Here is a 19,789-nt window from a genome sequence, read left to right as displayed (position 1 = left end):
CCGCTATTGCGGCCTAGTTTATTAGATGTAGCGTACTGTAACCCCCCAGCCATCTGACTGAGTTAGTTTTGGTTCAGCTTTCGCTGCTAAATACCCCATCCATCCCTTTCTCGGATCGCCTAACGTTTTTGCCATTTCGTCCGAGTACTGTGATGGAACCCAGATAACAAGATCTCCTTTTTCTAAGGCGCCTGAATCTGCTTGTGCTGCCATAAAAATAGCCGGAACGATAAACCCACCGTCATCGGATGAAACCTTCACTGCATATATGGCGTTACCATCACCATCTGGTTCCTGATCCGTAATAACAAGTGCCAGAAGCCCTTGTCTTTCTGCAATATCAGTTGTGCAATACTTACACGCGTATTCAAATGCTGATTCGTTATCTTTGAAGCAAAGGTCTTTAATATTGTTATTCACGTTCTGATCCTCAAGAATGGGCCGACTGCTCGGCCCTTCCGTTGCTAAAAATCATTCACCTGCTTAAGAATATACTGCGCGTTGGTAGTAATGTCGCTTATGCAGCGCCTTACCCCGGTCACATAGCAGAAAATCGTCGTCAACTCTGCCGCCGCACCGGAGACATCATGCCCATCATCTTCCATTTGGCGAAGCAGATTCATCAGCAGGGAATGCTCCGTCAGGCCAAGGACACCTTCAGGTGAATGGATATGCTCACGGTAGCCAGGCTTCAAAGAAGCCTCGTATCGCTTCGTATTGTTTTTTACGACTCCACGGATCGCTGCCACTACCTCGGCGCTCAATTTTTCTTCAGCCAGAAGTACATCTCTTGCGGATATCAACTCTCCTTCAAGAGGAATTCTTGCAACCAGAGAAACCGCTTCGTTGAACTGCCCAGCTTCGATATCTTTATAGGAAACACCAAAGTGAGATTTTAACGCAGACCACATTGTGATAATGGCCTTAGCCTGCTTGTCCTTAGGGAGGGCCTGGCCGCGAGACATAACCATTTCTTTAATGGCATACTGCTGATCAGCGGTGATTTTACCCAGTTGAGTCTTCACAGATTTGCGCGGGTTAACCACCTGGCCCTTTGTCCAGTATTCATAGAGCACATCGTCACATTCATCCTGGTACTGGATCACGCGATCGCGGATTTCAGGCTTGACCTTGTTTGGGCTGATGGTGTTGAGCCAGGCTGCCAGTTTGCGGAGGGCGAGGCAGATCATTGATTGCGCACCACCCACGGAAGGTATAACCATTTCGGTGATACCTTTCTTGAAGCGCTCACTTAGCTTGCGATGCTGGGTTTGCCATGCCAATCCCATGCCTTCAACAATAGGCTTCATTGGTACATACGGCTCGCCGTTGTGGTTGACGACGTAGAGGCTTGCACCATGGAAAGGCACATTGATTGTACGATCTGCAATTGCTAAACTTGTCATGTCAATATTTCCTATGCTGGTTTGTTGATACTGAAGCCTGACGGTCTGGCCACCGTTGGGCTTCGCTGTTTTTACTGCGCATGATCCATCTTCTCTCTGAACTTCAAAGCCCACACAAGAGCCTGAACTAAAGCTGAGTTTTCAGACAACCCCTCTTCTTTTGCGATTTTCTTAAACGCTTCTTTTACCTGCTGTGGGTAACGAAGTGTCAGTTTTGCGTCGTTCTTATGCATTTCTATATTTCCTCTTTGGTTGATAGCATCACTTTGATGTCATAACATCATTATGATGCCATTGTTGGTGATGTCAATATGATGCTACTGTATTTTTATTAAAATTTGTGGCGCATGAAAATGACAGAAAAAGATAACCATGCTTTTATAGAGCGATTCACTGTACGTTTCCCTGATGGTATGCGTGACGCCGTCGCTGAGCGAGCCAAAAGCAACGGGCGATCCATGAACTCAGAGATCGTGCAGATAATTGAGGACGCGCTTTCTGGTGCCCCGGCTGTCGCCATTGGCAGCCATAAAGAACTGGTTGAGCGTTACCGGGAGCTGGCGAAATCACTACCTGATGATGGCAACAGTGAGGAGTGGCAGAAGGAATTTGATAAACTTACTATCGCGATCGTGGATGCGATGACACCGCTGGTGCTATTAAGATCAGAGCTTGTGAAATTGCGCGAGAAAATCAAATGAAACCAATAACTGCCGGTGAGGTGCGACCCAACTTACCAACAAATCCACAGCCAGATGGAGACCACAAGCCATTTAGCATTGTTGACGCATTAGCTCCAATACCAAATTTTCCTGAAGTTAAAGGGTATAACCCATACAAAATAAATGGTGAAATTTCAGGCTATGAATCGTTTGCTATGAAGTTTGTAGACTCCATGTCGCCACAAGAAACGTTTGCTATAAAACAGCAAATTGATGCGCAAAAACAGATTTTTGGCGTTGAAAGCTATAGTGAGTTTAAGTTTGTAATGTCGGCTTGGGTGTTGAGCATAATCATCGGTGTTTTATTGATTTCCTTCCTGTTTAGAAAATTTCTCAAATAAGCAAATGCCTGAACGACATCCCCACCCACGCCCAGTACATCAGCACGAACGCGGCGAAGTTCTGAGGCCGCTGGCACAAGGAAGTGCCTTTGTTTAAAGGGCGATGCAGCTATAAAATAATTCTGTACAGTTTGCAGGCAGGTCAACAATAGCGTAATATTACCCCAAAGGTAAAGAGGAGGCTCTTATGAGAGAATCAACTGTAGTTATGTTTTCTCGGCCTTTCGACGTTAATGTATGCCATGACCATCAGGAAAATGTGTGGGTGGCTGAATGTGATGCTCTCGGTCTTGTTACTGAAGCAGCGACATACGAAGAACTGACCGAGCGAGTCTGGGAAGTAGCGCCAGAGCTGTACGAATTGAACGGCTTCGGTGGTAATCCTTCGCGTATAAGTCTGTCTTTTAATCAGGAACAGTCCTACTCTGACAGGATCGCACTCTGATAAATGGGAACAGGACTATATCCAAAGCTAACGGAATTGCTTATCGCAGCTGGTTGTTACTTTGACCGGCAGGGGAAAGGAAGCCATGAGATATGGTTCAGCCCCATAAGCCAAAAGAAGTTCAGCGTACCGTTTACCATCGTGTCTCCACATACTGCAAACGGGATCTTGAAACAGGCAGGATTGCCAAAGAACTTTTAACGAAGCCCGCCTAAGCGGGCTTTTTTGTGTGTGCTTATTGGCCCTTGTGACATGTCACGCTATTTCATTCCCGGATCAACCTGATTTATCAGCGGGGCAATCCAGAACAGGTTGTTCCCCGGCAACAGCGTCCGCACGTTATGCAGAACCCGGTCACCAGCGTCACCATTCAACACCCCGGCGGTCACATCAGTAATTGTGTCGAGCAGGCCAAATGTAGGACCCAGGGCAGAGCCAATAAAGCCACGGCTTGCATATCTCGACTGCGTGCCCGTGCCGAGTAGCGCCCCAAGGCCAACCATACCCCCGGTAGCCTTCTCAGCCATATTGTTGTATTCCATCAGAGGACCGAGGATACCTGATCGGTCAATCCCCTCAATAGCAAGTTTCTGCGGCGACCAGTCTACCTCTTTGCCATTTGCAGACTGTTTAAGCGCGTACGTCAGTGCGCCCAAAGCAATCTGGAATGCGGTGCCGTAATAAAACTGACCGGTTCCCTCCTGTAGTCCGCCCAACGTGGCACGATTATAGGAAGCGGTCGCGAACGATTTAAACTGGAATATGGTTTTACCCAGCGGCGTACTGGCCCACAGCGGTGTATCGCCAATCCCCGGGGTGATAACGGTATTGTTAACGTCTTTGAGCACCGCAGACTGGAAAACGCCTGCAACGTGCTGATCGTCCCATTTTTCAAAATTGCCGATATGCCAGCCGTTGATCACCTCACCATGCTTTTCGAACTCACTGCGGATACGCGCGGCCATATTGTCGTTAATGCCGAGCTTAGCCAGGCGGCGGCCGGTGAATGCGCCGGAAAGAATACCGTCGGACGTGATCATACCGTTTACCGATTTGTTCATATCATCGAAGTGACCCATCAGCGTGAGCTTGCCGAACGCATCGGTAACACGCTCCATACCCGCTTCCACTGCCGTTGTCCGGGCGGAACTGTCCACAAGGTCACCCATCGTGCGTGCGCGTGTGTGGAGGATGGTTTCCAGCCCGACGGCCATTTTTAACTGTTCGGCCCGGCTGGCCTTGAATGCCGGTGACCGGGTGATCAGCGAAGAGTAACCGCGCATGGTATTGCCAAACCCGTTAACCATCACACCGCGCGCAAGATCAGGAATAGCGGAAACGGTCATACCGCCCAGCTTGGTAACAAAGTTAGCGCTGCGTAGAAACGCACCAGCGCGCACGAAAAATGATGATGGATCGTCAGGCATGCCATAGGTGCCCACCAGGCGGTCTCGTAGCGCTGTGATATCCCGGATATCGTTATCGCGGGCTTTCGCCAGTTTTGCCTGGTCTTTGGGATTCTGGCGCATCAGCGCATCGTATTCGTCCTGAATATCCTTGAGCTGCTTTTCCAGGGATTTGTTACCGAATGCGCGGGTCAGCTCAACCTCTGCCGATGCCTCGCGAATGTGTCGCTGTAACACATAGTTGGCGTCACTCTCCAGATAATCTTTCATCAGGCGATCTGGAACACTGAGCGTACGCGCCCGGGTGCTTCCTGCCGATTTCACCATAAAGACGTTTGCGAAATCCTGGGGAATTTTTGCGCCGACAATTTTATTAATCGTGGCATCGGCCGTAATTTCCGCCTCTTCGCGGGACATGGTTTTTTCACCACGCGACCACCAGTCAACCAGCATGTCGCGGAATTTATCACGCTCGTTGACAATCTTGCCGACTTTGTACACGCGAGGGAAATAACTCTCCTGGCCGATGGCTTTCAGTTCCTCGTCAGGTGGCAACAGGCCAAGCTTTTGCTGTGCCACTTTCACCCGATTAACAACGGTGCGCATTGCCTGCGCCGCTTCCTGCACCACCGGATTAGCATGCACATCACCGCTGCGCATGGCGTTACCTACCTCCTCACGGAACTGTGAAAAACTCAGGTCGCCCCCGGCGGCTTTATACTGGCTGTAGGCCTGTTTGTTCGTCACCACGACGGCCGCCTCTTCACGACGCCACCCGCGAACACGGGTTTCCGCCGCAATTGGTGTCTCAATGCCGCGGGCATTGCCCTGAAGTGTGTAATTATTCTCTGCCAGCTCAAGAGCCGTACGGCGGGATGTCTTTGACGGTGACTCCATCAGGCGGGTGAATGGTGTCAGATAGCTACCCGCCTTACGCGCCAGTTTACCAACCGGGCCGCCAGCTGCCGGAGTGAGATCTTCGAGCGTGGCTTCGTTGATTCGCGCCGCGCCGACGCTACCACCTTCTGGAAGCGAGGCAGCAGCCGTGTCCGTCGCTGACGTGATACTCATATTATCAAGCGCGTCAGCCACTTCACGCGTGGCCGCTGTGCGAACAGAGGGTGTCAGCGCTGCCCCCGCCGCCGCAAATACCCCGCTCATCAACGCACCGGCTGCGACGTGGGAAGCGCTCTCCCCCCACGTGCGGGTGATCTGTTGGTTGTTCAGCGTAACCTCGCTCGCTGCTGTTGCAGCTGCACCGATAGCAGCCTGTGACGCGATACGGGCCACTGTACCGCCCTGAGCACCGGGAATAAACATCGAAGCGACTGTAACCGGGTCGACAACCCCGGCGGCAATACTGGCCAGGACACCCTCCCCGCCCGCCTCTGAAAGTACCCGACGGTCCTCGTTTTCGTCGTCAATCTGCTGTTTAAGCCATGCAGTTTCTTCCGGTGAACGGGAATCAGCAAAAGCAGATCCCCATTGTTCGTACCCGTGCAGCTCGGTTTTATCAGCATAAGGGTTATACCCGTCTACCGACTCAAACTGCTTGGCCGGGCGGAACATCTCGGCCAGAAGGTTATTCTGGCGGAAGGCGGCGCCCCATACCGATGGCTCTGGTTGCCGCGGATCCGGGTTGGTTCCTTCAGGCAAAGGCACATCAAACCCAGTAGGCTGAGGTAAAATTGAACCGCCAGGCGTGTAACCATTTGAGTACTTTTCTGGCAAAGAGAAAACAGGCATTATTCATTACTCCATGAGAAATAGTTTTTGAAGCGATTAACACGATCATCGTGGAACCTGCGATATTGCTCATCAATCGCGCGGTGCTTATCCTTAAAACCACGAATTTCCTGACCACGTAGAATTTCCTCTTGGTCTTTCTGTTCTCTCTCTATTTGAGACTTTTTATACGGTTCCCAGTCCTCAAGTGATGGCGTCCACCTGCTAACCTGACCAAATTTATCGTATAGCGGCTGGACAGTCTCAATGCCATCTTTATCTTTCATCCTGATCATTATCGCGTAGCCTAACCCCTGTGGCGTCAGAACATCAGGGGTAATTTCCAGATCGCCGCCAATACGCGACCCCGGCATTTTACTTGTAACAGGTGCTGCGTTTCCGGAGGTGATCCCGAGTTGTGTCGGGCTTGTTGTGATATCTCCCTTACGGTCGCCATACATCAATTGCTCTTTATCTGCCTTCCACTGTGCAGCTTGCCAGCCTGACGGACCGTAGTTATAGAGTGCCTCTGGCGCGTATTTCATAAGTTTGGCTTCACCGTTAACCTCGCTGATACTCCAGGTGCGGGCAATCTGCTGATTGGTCATTTTCTTCGCTGCGTCAGCATTGCCGCCGGTGGTGCGATAGTTAATGTCGTACAGCGCCTGATAATCATTTCTGAATCTTGCAGCATCTGGAGTTGAGTCATCTGCCGATGGCCCGCCAAAGCTATACCAGGGAGACATATTGCTTACGGCTGAATCCATCGCCTTAGCCCGGTCTTTTTTGTACTCCTTAGTGCTCTGGGTTGATGCCAGCTGCGCTTTGAGGGCATCGGTCTGGTTGTATGTCAGGTTATGAGCCTGTTCTATAGCTGATTCAGGTGCCATTCCAGAATCAGTTAGCTGCTTAACGGTGAGATAAAATCCCTGCATATCCTTGGGCATATCGCCAACAGACGCGGGATCTGCGTCATAAAGACGATTAAATAACTCAGCTCCCTGACGGACAACCTCAGGACTGCGCGAGCGGGAAATAGCCGATAACTGGGTGGTTACCTGCGAAGGAATAATCCCGGTCTGAGCCACCTGCTGCACGATCCCGTCGTGAGTAGTGGCATCGTTAATCCGGAAATTTTGCGCCGTTGGTGTCGCGTCGGAGGCTTTTTGCATGGATTTATTGGTAGGATCGAGTTTCTCACCCAAAGACATCGCTTCGTTAAAACGACGGGCATCACGCTGCGCCTGTATCACTTCATTACTTTTCTGCACCAGCGTGCCGAGCTTGCCATACGCATCGAGTTTGAGCGCATATTCAGGGTCATTTACCTCTGGTTTCTTTTTGAGTAATTCCTGCTGCTGCTGTTCTGGAGAAAGGTACTGAATTGCCTGGAAAGTTTTTGCATTGTCCATAGCGATATCGAGCTTCGATACCATTTTTTTTCCTTGCTCACCGTAGCCAAACATAATCGCCGGGATAGAAGGAACGGCATCAGGGACTTCGCCATTATTGAGTTGAGCCATTGTATTGTTGAGCAGCGGTTCGAGCTCATTAAGTACCAGTTTTCTCTGCTTCTCAATCTGAGCGTTTGCAAGATTATCAATTTGATTAACGGTAACGGGATCCATACCGGTTTTATTTTTACGGTATCGTGAAATCCAACCCTGCGTTTCAGATGGTAGTTTTTTTATGAAATCGGCTTGGGATATCTCTCCTTTTCTTGGATCACCGATCTTCTCAATAAGTTTGTCAACATTGCCCTGCCCCCAGTTATATGCTGCTCCAGCCAGTAATTCAGAGCCATACTTGTTTGACAGTTCCTGCGCGTAATCCGAGGCCAGCATGGTGTGTTGCTGCTCGTCTGCCGGGTTGTACTTCAGCCCACGCCGTGCGGCCAGTTCTTTGCCTGTTTCAGGCATTAACTGGAAACGGCCCTGAGCACCAGCTGAAGAAGTGACAATTGACCCGTCTGAATTAAGATGCTTACCACCTGACTCGACGATACCTACAGATCGCATATCCAGACCACCAGTATCATCTGCTGAAAACTCACCGTTCATCCACCCAAGCGGGTTATCAACTGCATAGTTTTTAGCTCTCATCTCAGTGGCGGCAAGGTTATCTTTTTCAATGGCAGCCAGAATCTGCTCCTGCGACCAACCCCTTGAGGCACCGAATCTCGCTGTTGCTACTGTGCGAATATTCTTTGCGAGAATAGCTTCCTGGGGATTATTCCACGCATCAGCCTCTTTCTGGATTTGCAACTGTCTGGTGGCATCGTATTGATTTCCTTCAAACTCGCTGACCTGCCCCTGCTCATAGCGGCCAACGTTTCCCTGAAACTGGATGCGCTGCTGCTGCGCCTGCTGCATGAACATCTGGCGCGATGCGTCATCAGGTAGCGACGAGGCTAGGGATTGGATCTGCTCATCATATTGCTGCGTAAACTCCTGCCCCTTACCGATGGCATTCTGACCCTTCAGGCTGTAAAGCTGGGTCTTTAAATCCTCTTCGGCCTGACTGAGCTTTAAGCTAGCCTCCTGTGAAAGAGCCACATTCGCCCGCTGTTTAGCTTCTGCAACTGCGCCAATATATTTTTCACCTACCTCAGACAAAGCACCAAAAGCATCCAGATTTTGCGGAGCTGAAAATCCACCGGTCTGCACACCTGTGCTTTGAACCTGTCGGCCTTGAACTGTCGGAACAATTGGCATCAGTAGCCCCCTAATTTGAACTGTGAGCTGCTATTAATAAAACCCTTGTTGGATAACATCGGGGTAGTTCCACCACCAGATGAAAGTGATGTTTTGAATGGACTCCAGGTGCCGCCGGCCATCTGATAAGCGCCATACGCCTGCAACGGAGTTGTAAGCAACGTGGTAGCGGCCCCCATATTCCCCTGCTTACGCGCTGATATCGCCTGGGCTTCATAATTGGCAGCCTGTACCTGATAGCCGTAAGCCTCGCGCTGGGCGTTGTTAACGGTCGTCAGAGCATCCAGCGTGCCGAACTGCGCAGTGTCACCGAAGATGTCGAGAGCGTTACCAGTTGAGAGATCCGCCCCGGTGGCCCCCATGGTTGCCGCCTGTGTCCCGGCAGCCTGACGATTACGTCGGCGAACTTCTTCGGCCTGGGCATTGCCACGGTTAATCGAGTCCTGCGCCTGAGCTTCTGCCACATCCGCATTTTGCTCAGCAACAGCGGCAGAATATTTGCCTGTCTCATACTGGTTGTAAGCTGACAATGCGCCTGCCGCGAGTGTCGCACCGGCTAAGATTGTGGTGGGTTCACACATTATTTTCTCTCCATGTGGAAACGGTGGAACGGGAGATGCTGGATGCCATACGGCTTAGGCTCTTCAATAGTGAAACCAAGCCAGTGCAGCCATGCGCGCGCGGCGTGGTTGCGTGCATCAACATAATTTTCAAGATACGGATAAACGGTCAGCATTGCATTGACCACTTTTCCGCACCGGCGCAGGAAAGTGCGCTGATATTTCTCCAGCGCATCAGTACCTACCAGCCAGGGGATGCCACTGCCACCGATCATCGACGCCGGAGCCACACCGAAGATGGTCACCACCTCGCCGTTAATCAGTCCTGCGCAGCAGAATGTTGACGTGCGCAGACCTGTTTCCAGCACCCGGCGCTGACTCCAGCCGTTTGTAGCCATAAATTCATCAACGTCAGCCTGTCTGACATGCGGCAGCATGGCTTCGATATGCTCTGCGGTGGCCGGTACGATTTGAGCATTAAGCATCAGAGTCCCCCTACGGAAAGGCGTGGTATTACAGCCAGAACTGAAAGCGGCAGAGGGTCGGTCTGTCTTACCTTAACGCGCCCGTTCTTACCCCAGTCGCTGTCGAGTTTCACTTCCACTTTTCCTGTCGCATCATCAACAGGATCGTCGTAAAACTCGAACTCACGTTGTGGATATTCGTACCACTTTCCACCAGGCGTGGTTGCCAAGATACCGCGACTGGCGTTGACCACCAGAGTGACAGACGGGATAAGCTGTTTTTTATCCAGCAGCGTTTCCTGCCCGTTGATGTTGATGTCCAGCGTTTCGAATTCAGCAGTGATAGGCAGTCCGATATGCACCACAGCGCCAGGCGATTCCAGCGTGACAGCGCCACCAGTTACGATTTTTTGCGGCTCTACGTTGGCATCGGAGAGAATGTTTACTGTCTGGCCTTCGAGATGTGACAACCCGCTGAAAGTCTGGCGAGCCATTTGCCAGTTTGTCGTGGCCTCGCTGCGCAGGACTGCAGGAACGTTACGGTTAAAGCGTACTACCACCGCCGTGCTGCTGGTTACCGAAACAATATCGCCGCGTAACTCTTTCGCCACCAATGCGCCAGTGTCAGGATCCGTTTCTGAGTACGGGAACTGGATCTGAGCGCCGATGTCCGTGTTGACGAAATAAGCTCCGCCAGTAATAGATACCGGGTAGTCGACCTGGTAGCTCCAGTCTCCAGCTCCGCCGCTGATGGTCATTGTACGTGTTGAGGTATTTCGTCCGTCATAACTCAGTCCACAATCAACAAAGAACGCATCTTCATCACTTGTAAACAGGCGGCTGGACAGGCGCTCGATATAACGTTTCGTCTGGCCGTTGATGGTACGGTTTACCACGTAATAAACCGCGTCTTCGCTGCCTTCGCTGATTGAGCAGGTGCTTTCATACTTCCCGGCGCTGGACTGCGGCGCCCAAGCGAACACTTGCTGATCGCGAAGATATGTCAGCACCAGCAACTTGCCGTCGTCGCGGATACAGAATGCGCTGCTGTACGGCACGATGCAGAATGACCAGTCGACAATGCTGCGTTTCTGGAAAAGGTGGTTTGCCAGTATGGTCAGGTCTGTGCCCTGGTATCCGTCGACGTCGAAGGAATAAGCCAGATCGCGGACTACGCTCCCTTTCTCCTGGATGAATAGTGCGATGTTTGCCACTGCGATCGGCGGCACGTTGCTGGAACCGTTATTTCCCTGTGAGCTGAAAGAGAACGCCGACGGAGTAAGTACCTTATTCTGGTCTCCGGATATCGTATATTCCCCGCCAGACGTCAACGCGACAAGATTGCCAACGTCGATAAGATGGCGGATCTCATTCACCTGGCGACCAGCATAGGTGTAGATAATGCGATCGTCATCCTGAATAGGGTTGTTCTTGCCGAAGTCTTTATAATCGCCTGTACGGCTTGCCCAGATAGTTTGCGGGTATGCGGTAGACGCGGCGAAATACAGACGCTGCTGATAATAGACGACAGTGCTCGGGTAGCCGCTGACGTTGTTCCATGCGTAGCGCGCCCACTTATAGCTTCCATTCGCCGATCCAACGACCTGAGAAGGGATATAGCTGATCACCGTGGCCGTGGCCGTAGTCCCAGATGCCGCAGTGATGCGCACAATCCCGAAACCACTGTGCAGGTATTCCCACTGAATACCTGTATCGCTATCCCCGGTGCCACCCCATCCATCCCATGACATACCTTCGGTGTGAGACGGTCGCAGAGTACCAGTCTTACCGGCGGTGTTGGCCCGGTAGTAGTTGCTGTCAGCGCGGCGCACGTCGTTGATAGCCGTGGTTTTGCTGGTCTCCCAGACAGGAACGGAATCAACCGCAGGCTGTTCGAGGTAAAACAGTTTTCCGACCTGCTCAGCACCAAAGATGGCAGAGCTCGCCGTCAGCGTAATCGTGCCGGTGCTGGCGCTGGCGTAAACCTTCACTGACTCGTCAACGTTGATATCTTCGAATGGGCCGTTTTTGGTGGTGACGTCGACTATCTGCCAGTTATCATGTGCGTAGCGGCGTAGCTCCTTCGGAGGGTAGGTAGGGTGAACCAGCGTAAGCACGTCGGCGCTCTGTGTGAATTTGATGCGGAACAGGTCGGCTTCAGCATACGGCATAGACAGTTCGTAAATCACATTGCTGCTGTTGAGCACATACGCACCGTCTTTGATAACGCGCATGTAGCCGTCGCCGAATTCCAGCGCATAGGTCTGAACGGTCGAGAACTGGAACGGGATAAGGCGGCATTTTTTGTTCGAATATTTTGCTTCGCCGACGAAGCGCGTTCCCGGGCGATTCTCAACCCCGCCATACTGACGCACGATAAAGTTATCGCACTTGCGCAGCGCCACCTGATACTTTGACATATCAATACGGCCGTACAGAGACGGGCCAATCTCACCGCCGGCAAAGCTCGGCTGGATCCAACTGAAAGCCATTATGACATCCTCGCTTCAGTGAATGGGTCTACTGGCGGCTGAGGCTCCTGTGATTCGTTCTGGCTGTGCGAACCAGCGCTCAGGATGACCTTTTGGTACATGTTCAGTGCGTTGTTACCGAGATCTGCGCTGCCGGTGAGCGGCATATTAATGGCCGCTGCCAGACGCCAGGACAGCGCCTCCATGAAGATGGGATCGAACATGTTAACGTCAGTGACGCGAGCAATGTACTTCAGCCACGCCTGAGGCTGGTCTGTGTAAATCAACTTCCCAGTACCGTCACCGTTGGAGCCGACCTCATAGTTGATGCGCATGGCAGCCGTCGGGTTACGAACACCGGGCACCATAATTTCGGTGATGCGCACGCAGTCAGTCGGGTACTGGTATGCGTATTGCCAGTCAGGAGGCGGATTATTGGTATCGGCCAGCGCCAGGCGTTTGGTGGCGAAGTTCCAGTCGAAGTCAGCCAGCGCAGCATCGCGGCACGCATCGAAATGCAGGGAGCACTGATCGGCTTCTTTGCTGGCCTCGTTCAGGCTGTTAATGCTGCGGCTGTTGCCGATATTGCTAAGCGCGCGGTTGCAGATCTCGATAACGGAGGCCATTAATCATCCTCCCCACCATAGAGAGTTTGTGCTGCTGTCTTTGGCGGCTCGCTGGAATCAGGCGCCATTGCCATATCGGTGATCTGCAACTCTGCCCGTCGGCACACTCCGTCTTCGTCCTGACGCTCAGAGGTTGATTTAACGAGTGCTTTAGCGGTGATCATCACCATGCCACCAACTGGTGGAGTGGTAATACCGAGTCTGTTCAGCGTGTCATTGTCCAGGCTAATGCACAGGCCCCAAGGATAATCATCGCGAGTCTGGGTTTTCCCGTCCTCATCCTGATAGGTATCGGTGCCGGTTTTGAGGTTTACCAGTTCCATAATGGACTCCTGCAAGAAGGGGGCCGAAGCCCCCTGTTTGATTAGCGAGGCTCAGACGCCCAGTTTCTGCCGTTCTTCAGCAATACGCTCTTTGATCGTTTCAACATTCATGTTGCCAGGCTTTTTGTTGAAAAGTTCTTCGTACTGCTGACGTAACGAGGCTTCATCTTCACTGAAGGTATTGGCATCGTTGCCGCCATTCTCTTCCTTGTCCTCATCTTCAACTTGAGGTTCAGGCTGAGAATCAACAGTCAAGATGCCGCGCTTCTGGTCTGCCTTTTTCTTTGCTGCCTTCGCTGCTGCGTTGATAGGCTCCAGCGCCGATCCTGGCTCACCGTCATATTCAATCTCTGAGCCTTCCGGCCAGAGGTTGTTATGAATATGGGATAAGCGCAGGACGCGGTATTTTGCTTTTTCCATCGCTTCCACCTTAGCCAGTCACTTTGGAACGGATTGGGTAGTATGGAGTGTTGTTGTCAACATCCAGGTTAATACCCGAGGTGAACGCGCCAGCAGTCAGCGGCCCGGTACCGACCACGTAGTTGACGCGCAGATAGCGCTGAACGCCTGCCGGAACCTTGGCAGAGAACAGACGTTTGCCAGCAGTAAGCGCCGCCAGTGCCAGAGTGCCGCTGTCGTAGATAGTGGTCCAGGTGGAGTTATCCGGGCTGGTCTGCAACTGGACGTTCAGGGTAGCGGCACCAGCTGCTGTTGCAGTGGTATTCACGTTTGCCCAGAACTCCAGTGGGTAGCCAACACCAATATCGCGGCGGGTGCCGTCGATAGGGCCAAGGTCGATAACGTCAGTTGAAGCGCCGCCAGCAGTAACCGCCTGCGCTTCGGAGAACATCAACAGTTTGTCGAGGATCATTTTCTTTCTCCATTCATGGGCCGGTAAAGGCCCATCAGTTAATGACAGGCGTTAAACAACGCGCGCTTCTGTTTCCAGAATCGCATCGGTTTCACGGATTGGGATGCCACGGAACGTGGTCCAGAATTCGCCTTCGGTCTCTTTTACGGACAAAGCCAGAGAAGCTTTATCCAGAGACTGAAGGTCGAGAGCCTGGGCAACGGTACGGTTCATGTAGAACACCGCACGACCCATCTTCAGGTTAGGAACGCGGTGAAGCGCTTTAACCATCAATGTGACGATGTTTGCGGCAGAACCCGGCACAGAAAGATCGCTCACGTCAATGTTGGCGATGCGCACAACGTAGCGCCAGTCACGTAGAGCCAGTCCGTTATCCCATTTATAATGGGTGCGATAACCCTGGTATTTGCCGCCATTGGCATCGATCAGGGTCTGCTCGCCAAGGTTCTGAGTCTGCAAACCAGCTTTCTGCCCTTTAGGGAAGATGCCATGAACGGTGTTTTCACCCCATACCACCAGCCAGATAGAGGTGTTATCAGTTCCGGTACCGCCAGCGTCGATAATGTTCTGGCCGTTACCTGCAGACTTGCTGGAGTAACGTGATGACAGGCCCATGAACTGCTGCGGATTCACACTGGTGTCGCCGTAGAACAGGGTCTGAGCCATCTGCTGGTTCATGCCTTCGAGGAATGCACGATCTTCAGACAGGCGGAATTCAGCAGTGTTGCCGCTCAAATCAGCCAGTGACTTATCAACTTCGGCATAAGCTTCCAGCATGCCGACAGTGTCAGTAACCTGTACGGTAGTGGACTTGGCAGGCTGCACGCCATAGTTCAGCAAGCGCCAGGTAGGCTGCGGCAAACCAGAGCGCACGGTAGTGCGGTGACCGGTTGGCAGGTTACCCTCAACGAACATCATGTCCGTCAGGATTTCGTTGGTCTGGGAAAGGAGTTCGACAATCTTGTCTACCTTCCCGTTTGGATCAGTGCGCTTAGCCCAGTCAGCCAGCGTCAGCGCATTTACGCCTTTAACAGCCATGGTTATATCCTCTCTTATTAGCCATAAAGCACTTCGGCCGCACTACGCTGGCCTTGATTACTGCCATCGACCATGCCGTCTTCAGACATGGCTTTACCGATTTTCACGAACGTCTTAACCAGGTCTGGGTGGTTACCCAGCCCGGTCGTGTTCAGGTATTCTTTGAGTTCAGGAGTGCCGAACAGGTCCAGAGCACGCTGCGCGGCACTGAGATTTGCCGTCAGTTTGTCGCCGCCAATCTCTTTGTCAGCCTTCACATCGGCTGCCCACTGTTCTGTCTGCGCCTGCCAGGCTTCTGCCTGGCGCTGCTGCACACCGGCAAGGATTTTCGGATATGCGTCCACCAGCTTCTGCGCCTGCTCATTGGTCAGGTTCAGATCGCGGGCAACCGGCTCGAAGTCCTTCAGCGCTTCGGTATCCAGCTCAACGCCTTCGCCAGCGGTAAATTCGTATTTCTCCGGCGCGCCTTCCTGCTTCTGCTCTTTTTCAGCCTTTTCGGCTTTGGCTTTATCAGCAGCAAGTTCCTCCTCAGTTTTCTGAGTTTCTGAACCTTTGTCAGAATCAGTACCCGTCGCGTTATCCTGCGTCTGGCTTTGCTCCTGAGTTTGCTGCTGCGTTTCGCCAGCACCTTGAGTTGTTTCAGTGGTACCAGTTGAGGCTGTATCTGCCTGACCACCTTCAGTGGATTGCTCATTGCAAAGACGGCGATGCAGCAAACGTTCAAATAAATTCATGGTTACTCCTGTTCACTGGCCTCTGCGGCCATCTTCAGATACTGATCGGGGCAGTGCGTCATGACGCGCTGAAACAGAACCAGCGCCAGGTTGCGCTGCCCTTCGTTGAATGCTGTGATGCTCGGGTCTACGTTGAAGCAGGCACCGAACACCTGACCTTTCTCCAGCAATGACCAGACGACCCTGCGCCCCTGTTCGCTGCCCATAACAAACTGGATGTCGTCGATATCGCGCTGAGCAAGGATCTGCTGTTTGGCTTCCAGCTCCGCTTTGCGTTCTTCATCGTCGATGTACGTCATTGCTGCGCCGCTCCTGCTGCGTTAGTGAGAGCAGTAAGCGCGCTTGGGTCAGTGGTCTGCGTCTCGCTTAGTGTCTTGGCACCCTGCACCGCTGCCATACCCATCTGCATGGCCTGCGCCTGCTGAGCCTGTTTGGCGCGCTCTTCGCGAATCTGCTGCACCTGCTCCTGCGGAACAATGACGGTTGGCGATGTGCCTGCCATCTCTGCGAACGCGTCGATAGCCTGATCCGCGTCGAGCTTGTCGAGCGCATCTGTTTTACCGACTGATGCCAGTTGCGCGATGAAGCCAACTGTCTGCGACAGGCTGGTGAGCCCGATAGATTTCTGCGCCTGCGCCATCACGGAGATGTACTCAATGCGCAGCGGCATGCCCTGCATAACTTCAGGAGGCGGCGGGAGCATGTTCTTGCGCGCCATGATGGAGAACACGCGATCGATAAGCGGGTTGAGCGCTTCGTCGTTCAGGCGCTCCAGCACCGGTCCGAGCATCAGCAGCTTCTCTTCCTTCATCTCGATAACTGCTTCCACCGGCATAGAGCGGGTGTTGATGTTCTGTAGCATCATGAAGAGGTCGACAAAGTAGGCGCTGTTGATGGTCTGGCGGGTGTCCTGAATGTCAGCCAGCAGGTCGGCGGTATTCGGGTTGACCAGGTAAGCAGGCTTGAAACCGTCCTGACCGCTCAGCACGTCGAGATAGGTAACGTCACCAGGCAGCAGAGAAACGCGCTGATTCTTAAGCGACGTCGGGGCCACCATCGGCGGGTTAGTGGCTTTGTCGATCAGCTGAGCTTTGCGTTTCTGCTCAACCTGAAGGGCTTTAACCTGGCCGAGCGCCAGCATGCCAGGACATGAGGACGCGTAAACGTCCTCGCCGTTCACTTCCCAGCGCGGCGCCAGGATCGGGAATTCATCGAAGCCGGATTCACGCAGCAGCTTGTCGGCGTCGCCGCCGGTCTCGAAATAGACGGAGCGGAAAGGCTTGTTCTTGCTGTCCATCTTCCCGCTGTCGCGGTTGATGTTTGGCGTGATGCAGTGGTTAACCTCGATCCACGTTTCATACGTGCCGTTATCCCACATGCTCCTGACTGACGTGCTCACGTTGTCCAGTCCGAATTCCTGCACCAGCTGGCGCACGGTCATGGAAAACTGGCGGAATGAGGTATCGACGCTGCCGCGCGGGCTGTTTGCCAGGTAATAGCTGCCAATCGGGAAAGGCATTGTGCGGATCACGTCCTGGTCATCTTCGAGCACGGCCATGGCGGCGGTACCGAAAGTACCCAGGCTGGCGTACATGACAGGCAGTGACTGGTACAGATTCGACTTGTTGAACACTTCGTTCATGCGGCGCTGCACGACTTCCAGCCAGATCTTAACCGGGCCGTAATCCATCATGTCAGGGTCAGGCGTTGCCAGCTTGAACCACGGACGGGCCGGGCTGGTGATGCCGGACATCATGCCACTGGACAGAATGCGCTGAGCCATTGAGCCGGTCGGGTCAACAATTTTGGTGTTGCGGCGATCGTCACGGTTAACGTCAGACGTCAGGAAGCGGGAACCGCGCGGATTGATAAAGTCGCTCAGGTCTCGCCAGTGCGGCTCGAACGATGTGCGCTCACTCTTCAGCTGTGCGAGCTGCTTCAGCAGCCGCTCTTTTTCGGTTTCCGCCATCTCTGCGCGCTCCGTTACTGACCGAGCAGCGTTTTACCGCTGGTGTTGGCTGCGGAGGTGTCGCCCTGGGCGCCGGTCAGCATTGTCGATTTGGTGCCTGCTGCTGCGCGGCGGCGGCGCTCTTCGTCATCGCGGGCACTGACCACAGCGGCGTCCTGCTCCTGAGGTGCGGCCTGAACTTCTGGTGCCGCTGGCACTGATGGCTTGCTGCCGATACACATAGCGATAACCTCACACACGATTAAATTATTACCAATTTAACCATATACGGATTATTTTACGTAGTGCATTGACATATTCAGATGTTATTATTACCCTTCAGGTAACAAGTTGAGGAATCAATCTGATTGCGGAGGTGGTTATGTAACCGCTTATGCAGTAGCCCGGAGTACCGCAGCAGCATGTTGGGCTTAAAAGTAAAGGCGGTGGATAAGCGGAGCATCATCTCCGCACACAACATGAAAGCGCACTTCGATATCGGTTCTGTGAGGTCTTGTCGCTAAATCAAAACTGGTGAGTGCGCTTCCAGGTGTGAGCAGTACGGTATATGGCACATGTGCCGCAGCGGTCCGATGGCTCCCTTGCTGTTTACGGCCAAGCGGGTAGCCGGAATGTGCAAGTCAGTGTTTTCGGTATGCACGACATGACGACTCACCAGCGTGGCGATCAGGTGTGACACCTCGGAAGAGACGAGGATGCAACGATGAGAGCATTGGGGTGACCGGTTAATCCCGTGACGCTAACCGATACAGGCGCAGTGCTCTCAATGTTGTGGCATGGGCATAAAGCCGAAAATAAGTTCCACATTGGTGCAGCTTGATCACCTGCCGCTGGCTCAGCGAAACAGAGCACACAACAGGTAAGAGCATTGGACATTTCAGGGCTGTTCCACCCTCTGATGTCGAGCCAAGCCAGTGCTCTTCCAGTTGTGGTTAGCTCAGGAATTGGTTAGAGCTCCATCCATGCTTGCCATTGCTGCATGGGCGGGTAATGGGTTCCGAAAGGATCGCCGCGCCGGTTCGAATCCGGCACCACAACCAAATCACGCCTTAGGACCGTGATACCAGTAGTGCCAGTTACGATAGCTGTGTGTTGCCTTGGCGGTGGCAGTTGCTCCCACTTCTGACCACCGCCCTTTTTACAGCAGAACGCCATTCCGATGACGTTGCGCTGTAAACCCGTAACTGCCAAGGAAGGCACTCCGTTGATCATTCGCCCGGTTCGTCCGGGCATTTTTTTAAGGTGAGGTTATGAAAAAAATATTGATGCTACTGGCGGTAATGTTGCTTGCCGCTTGCGATGTGAATGACGCCGACGTTGTCTCTCAGAACCTGAGTAAAGACTCTGATAATTTTCAGGTGAATCGCCGCTTTGTTTTCTACAACGGAATAACAGGTGATTACGTACTGACCATTGAAGGGCTTTGCACCAAAGATAATACCAGCACGGCTACGACTTTGGGCGTGATCTGCCAAGTTGGCCCTAATCAGTACAAGAAACACATGCTCGGCCTGTCTGACAATGTTACCTGGTTCATGGAGCAAACCGAGCCTGCGAAGGTCAGCAAATACTTCTACAAAGTTACATTCAAGCCGTCGGTAATCGTTCCAGATATAGACATTCGATAACGCCGTGACATGTCACAATCAGCCCGCTAATGCGCGGGCTTTGTGTATACTGCATGAGTAAAAGATGGAGAGGACATGATGTTAACGTTCAGAGGCAAGAAACCTGAAGAAATTGATTTCGATGATGTCAGAGACATATCCAGAATAGATATTAAAACCCTTCCTTTCGAATCACAGGATCAAATGCAGTCAGTGGTGCTTACCGCATCAGAGATAATGCGATTGGAAGAAGTCAACCAAGCTGAAGCGGTGGAGCGCGTAAAACAGGTGATGGAAAGAATTAACTTTGAAATCACCGAGAAGATACTCGAAACACCATTCTACCATGCCCGCTAATGCGGGCTTT

23 protein-coding genes and 1 pseudogene are annotated in these 19,789 nt (G+C 52.5%); 7 read left to right on the top strand and 17 right to left on the bottom strand.

Annotated elements, in window-relative coordinates:
• Positions 1-21: 21 nt before the first annotated feature.
• The 3 genes from AC0XWG_RS13495 to AC0XWG_RS13485 all read right to left on the bottom strand — a co-directional run bounded on the left by AC0XWG_RS13495 (position 22) and on the right by AC0XWG_RS13485 (position 1,639).
• Positions 22-420, bottom strand: a complete 399-nt coding sequence (locus tag AC0XWG_RS13495; RefSeq protein ID WP_475680693.1) for a hypothetical protein — start codon at positions 418-420, stop codon at positions 22-24.
• A gap of 44 nt (positions 421-464) precedes the next feature.
• The gene (locus tag AC0XWG_RS13490) at positions 465-1,406 is read right to left on the bottom strand and encodes a phage antirepressor N-terminal domain-containing protein (protein WP_475680692.1); all 942 of its coding nucleotides are present in this window, start codon (positions 1,404-1,406) and stop codon (positions 465-467) included.
• Positions 1,407-1,477: 71 nt separating this feature from the next.
• Complete coding sequence (locus AC0XWG_RS13485) at positions 1,478-1,639, bottom strand: Arc family DNA-binding protein (RefSeq protein ID WP_000549416.1); 162 nt, start codon at positions 1,637-1,639, stop codon at positions 1,478-1,480.
• A gap of 120 nt (positions 1,640-1,759) precedes the next feature.
• On the opposite strand from AC0XWG_RS13485, the gene AC0XWG_RS13480 reads away from it, so the two are divergent.
• From AC0XWG_RS13480 to AC0XWG_RS13465, 4 genes are all read left to right on the top strand, one after another.
• On the top strand, positions 1,760-2,107 hold the full coding sequence (locus AC0XWG_RS13480) for an Arc family DNA-binding protein (RefSeq protein WP_475680691.1): 348 nt from the start codon (positions 1,760-1,762) through the stop codon (positions 2,105-2,107).
• Entirely contained in the window at positions 2,104-2,469 is a 366-nt protein-coding gene (locus AC0XWG_RS13475) for a hypothetical protein (protein ID WP_475680690.1), read from the top strand. Before AC0XWG_RS13480 ends, AC0XWG_RS13475 begins: the two co-directional genes overlap by 4 nt.
• Before the next feature lie 187 nt (positions 2,470-2,656).
• A complete protein-coding gene (locus AC0XWG_RS13470; RefSeq protein ID WP_274452793.1) occupies positions 2,657-2,914 on the top strand; it encodes a DUF1902 domain-containing protein in 258 nt (85 codons plus the stop codon).
• Positions 2,915-2,917: 3 nt separating this feature from the next.
• Positions 2,918-3,115 (top strand): type II toxin-antitoxin system HicA family toxin, encoded by a 198-nt coding sequence (locus AC0XWG_RS13465; RefSeq protein ID WP_274452792.1) that lies wholly within the window; start codon positions 2,918-2,920, stop codon positions 3,113-3,115.
• 59 nt (positions 3,116-3,174) lie between these two features.
• Here AC0XWG_RS13465 and AC0XWG_RS13460 read toward each other — a convergent pair whose 3' ends face one another.
• From AC0XWG_RS13460 to AC0XWG_RS13395, 14 genes are read right to left on the bottom strand one after another with little or no spacing between them, the layout of a single operon-like run.
• Complete coding sequence (locus AC0XWG_RS13460) at positions 3,175-6,066, bottom strand: hypothetical protein (protein ID WP_475680689.1); 2,892 nt, start codon at positions 6,064-6,066, stop codon at positions 3,175-3,177.
• Positions 6,066-8,759, bottom strand: a complete 2,694-nt coding sequence (locus tag AC0XWG_RS13455) for a transglycosylase SLT domain-containing protein (RefSeq protein WP_475680688.1) — start codon at positions 8,757-8,759, stop codon at positions 6,066-6,068. The genes AC0XWG_RS13460 and AC0XWG_RS13455 overlap by 1 nt, the downstream gene beginning before the upstream one ends.
• Positions 8,759-9,340, bottom strand: coding sequence for a virion core protein, T7 gp14 family (locus tag AC0XWG_RS13450; protein WP_475680687.1), 582 nt, complete (start codon positions 9,338-9,340; stop codon positions 8,759-8,761). The genes AC0XWG_RS13455 and AC0XWG_RS13450 overlap by 1 nt, the downstream gene beginning before the upstream one ends.
• Positions 9,340-9,804, bottom strand: coding sequence for a hypothetical protein (locus AC0XWG_RS13445; RefSeq protein ID WP_475680686.1), 465 nt, complete (start codon positions 9,802-9,804; stop codon positions 9,340-9,342). The genes AC0XWG_RS13450 and AC0XWG_RS13445 overlap by 1 nt, the downstream gene beginning before the upstream one ends.
• Positions 9,804-12,275: a phage tail protein gene (locus AC0XWG_RS13440; protein WP_475680685.1), complete on the bottom strand. Its 2,472-nt coding sequence runs from the start codon at positions 12,273-12,275 to the stop codon at positions 9,804-9,806. Before AC0XWG_RS13440 ends, AC0XWG_RS13445 begins: the two co-directional genes overlap by 1 nt.
• Positions 12,275-12,880, bottom strand: coding sequence for a phage connector family protein (locus AC0XWG_RS13435; protein ID WP_475680684.1), 606 nt, complete (start codon positions 12,878-12,880; stop codon positions 12,275-12,277). Before AC0XWG_RS13435 ends, AC0XWG_RS13440 begins: the two co-directional genes overlap by 1 nt.
• Positions 12,880-13,203, bottom strand: coding sequence for a capsid staple protein (gp10, locus tag AC0XWG_RS13430; RefSeq protein WP_066019115.1), 324 nt, complete (start codon positions 13,201-13,203; stop codon positions 12,880-12,882). Before gp10 ends, AC0XWG_RS13435 begins: the two co-directional genes overlap by 1 nt.
• A gap of 51 nt (positions 13,204-13,254) precedes the next feature.
• Complete coding sequence (locus tag AC0XWG_RS13425) at positions 13,255-13,623, bottom strand: hypothetical protein (RefSeq protein ID WP_475680683.1); 369 nt, start codon at positions 13,621-13,623, stop codon at positions 13,255-13,257.
• Positions 13,624-13,633: 10 nt separating this feature from the next.
• Entirely contained in the window at positions 13,634-14,074 is a 441-nt protein-coding gene (locus AC0XWG_RS13420; RefSeq protein WP_475680682.1) for a Bbp16 family capsid cement protein, read from the bottom strand.
• 51 nt (positions 14,075-14,125) lie between these two features.
• Positions 14,126-15,112: a major capsid protein gene (locus AC0XWG_RS13415; protein ID WP_475680681.1), complete on the bottom strand. Its 987-nt coding sequence runs from the start codon at positions 15,110-15,112 to the stop codon at positions 14,126-14,128.
• A 17-nt stretch (positions 15,113-15,129) separates the two neighbouring features.
• Positions 15,130-15,846 carry a peptidase gene (locus AC0XWG_RS13410; protein WP_475680680.1) on the bottom strand — a complete coding sequence of 239 codons (717 nt, stop codon included), beginning with the start codon at positions 15,844-15,846 and terminating at the stop codon, positions 15,130-15,132.
• A 2-nt stretch (positions 15,847-15,848) separates the two neighbouring features.
• Positions 15,849-16,145 carry a Bbp19 family protein gene (locus AC0XWG_RS13405; protein WP_262794463.1) on the bottom strand — a complete coding sequence of 99 codons (297 nt, stop codon included), beginning with the start codon at positions 16,143-16,145 and terminating at the stop codon, positions 15,849-15,851.
• Positions 16,142-17,815, bottom strand: coding sequence for a portal protein (locus tag AC0XWG_RS13400; protein WP_475680679.1), 1,674 nt, complete (start codon positions 17,813-17,815; stop codon positions 16,142-16,144). The genes AC0XWG_RS13405 and AC0XWG_RS13400 overlap by 4 nt, the downstream gene beginning before the upstream one ends.
• A 14-nt stretch (positions 17,816-17,829) precedes the next feature.
• Positions 17,830-18,036, bottom strand: coding sequence for a hypothetical protein (locus tag AC0XWG_RS13395; protein ID WP_048982097.1), 207 nt, complete (start codon positions 18,034-18,036; stop codon positions 17,830-17,832).
• Positions 18,037-18,741: 705 nt separating this feature from the next.
• Between AC0XWG_RS13395 and AC0XWG_RS13390 the strand changes: the two are divergent.
• From AC0XWG_RS13390 to AC0XWG_RS13380, 3 genes and pseudogenes are all read left to right on the top strand, one after another.
• A pseudogene (locus tag AC0XWG_RS13390) lies at positions 18,742-18,853 on the top strand.
• Positions 18,854-19,065: 212 nt separating this feature from the next.
• Positions 19,066-19,443 (top strand): beta-sandwich lipoprotein, encoded by a 378-nt coding sequence (locus tag AC0XWG_RS13385; RefSeq protein ID WP_180244373.1) that lies wholly within the window; start codon positions 19,066-19,068, stop codon positions 19,441-19,443.
• A gap of 75 nt (positions 19,444-19,518) precedes the next feature.
• The gene (locus AC0XWG_RS13380) at positions 19,519-19,779 is read left to right on the top strand and encodes a hypothetical protein (protein WP_475680678.1); all 261 of its coding nucleotides are present in this window, start codon (positions 19,519-19,521) and stop codon (positions 19,777-19,779) included.
• The last annotated feature ends 10 nt before the right edge of the window (positions 19,780-19,789 follow it).

Source organism: Enterobacter sp. DVT3837, from assembly GCF_056238685.1.
The sequence above is the reverse complement of the archived record's forward strand: the minus strand, read 5'-3'. Positions and strand labels throughout refer to the sequence as shown.

Bases quoted from the DNA above. Each gene is read 5' to 3' on its own strand.
- AC0XWG_RS13490 (WP_475680692.1), bottom strand. From the start codon at position 1,406: ATGACAAGTTTAGCAATTGCAGATCGTACAATCAATGTGCCTTTCCAT.
- AC0XWG_RS13485 (WP_000549416.1), bottom strand. From the start codon at position 1,639: ATGCATAAGAACGACGCAAAACTGACACTTCGTTACCCACAGCAGGTA.
- AC0XWG_RS13480 (WP_475680691.1), top strand. From the start codon at position 1,760: ATGACAGAAAAAGATAACCATGCTTTTATAGAGCGATTCACTGTACGT.
- AC0XWG_RS13475 (WP_475680690.1), top strand. From the start codon at position 2,104: ATGAAACCAATAACTGCCGGTGAGGTGCGACCCAACTTACCAACAAAT.
- AC0XWG_RS13470 (WP_274452793.1), top strand. From the start codon at position 2,657: ATGAGAGAATCAACTGTAGTTATGTTTTCTCGGCCTTTCGACGTTAAT.
- AC0XWG_RS13465 (WP_274452792.1), top strand. From the start codon at position 2,918: ATGGGAACAGGACTATATCCAAAGCTAACGGAATTGCTTATCGCAGCT.
- AC0XWG_RS13460 (WP_475680689.1), bottom strand. From the start codon at position 6,066: ATGCCTGTTTTCTCTTTGCCAGAAAAGTACTCAAATGGTTACACGCCT.
- AC0XWG_RS13455 (WP_475680688.1), bottom strand. From the start codon at position 8,759: ATGCCAATTGTTCCGACAGTTCAAGGCCGACAGGTTCAAAGCACAGGT.
- AC0XWG_RS13450 (WP_475680687.1), bottom strand. From the start codon at position 9,340: ATGTGTGAACCCACCACAATCTTAGCCGGTGCGACACTCGCGGCAGGC.
- AC0XWG_RS13445 (WP_475680686.1), bottom strand. From the start codon at position 9,804: ATGCTTAATGCTCAAATCGTACCGGCCACCGCAGAGCATATCGAAGCC.
- AC0XWG_RS13440 (WP_475680685.1), bottom strand. From the start codon at position 12,275: ATGGCTTTCAGTTGGATCCAGCCGAGCTTTGCCGGCGGTGAGATTGGC.
- AC0XWG_RS13435 (WP_475680684.1), bottom strand. From the start codon at position 12,880: ATGGCCTCCGTTATCGAGATCTGCAACCGCGCGCTTAGCAATATCGGC.
- gp10 (WP_066019115.1), bottom strand. From the start codon at position 13,203: ATGGAACTGGTAAACCTCAAAACCGGCACCGATACCTATCAGGATGAG.
- AC0XWG_RS13425 (WP_475680683.1), bottom strand. From the start codon at position 13,623: ATGGAAAAAGCAAAATACCGCGTCCTGCGCTTATCCCATATTCATAAC.
- AC0XWG_RS13420 (WP_475680682.1), bottom strand. From the start codon at position 14,074: ATGATCCTCGACAAACTGTTGATGTTCTCCGAAGCGCAGGCGGTTACT.
- AC0XWG_RS13415 (WP_475680681.1), bottom strand. From the start codon at position 15,112: ATGGCTGTTAAAGGCGTAAATGCGCTGACGCTGGCTGACTGGGCTAAG.
- AC0XWG_RS13410 (WP_475680680.1), bottom strand. From the start codon at position 15,846: ATGAATTTATTTGAACGTTTGCTGCATCGCCGTCTTTGCAATGAGCAA.
- AC0XWG_RS13405 (WP_262794463.1), bottom strand. From the start codon at position 16,145: ATGACGTACATCGACGATGAAGAACGCAAAGCGGAGCTGGAAGCCAAA.
- AC0XWG_RS13400 (WP_475680679.1), bottom strand. From the start codon at position 17,815: ATGGCGGAAACCGAAAAAGAGCGGCTGCTGAAGCAGCTCGCACAGCTG.
- AC0XWG_RS13395 (WP_048982097.1), bottom strand. From the start codon at position 18,036: ATGTGTATCGGCAGCAAGCCATCAGTGCCAGCGGCACCAGAAGTTCAG.
- AC0XWG_RS13385 (WP_180244373.1), top strand. From the start codon at position 19,066: ATGAAAAAAATATTGATGCTACTGGCGGTAATGTTGCTTGCCGCTTGC.
- AC0XWG_RS13380 (WP_475680678.1), top strand. From the start codon at position 19,519: ATGATGTTAACGTTCAGAGGCAAGAAACCTGAAGAAATTGATTTCGAT.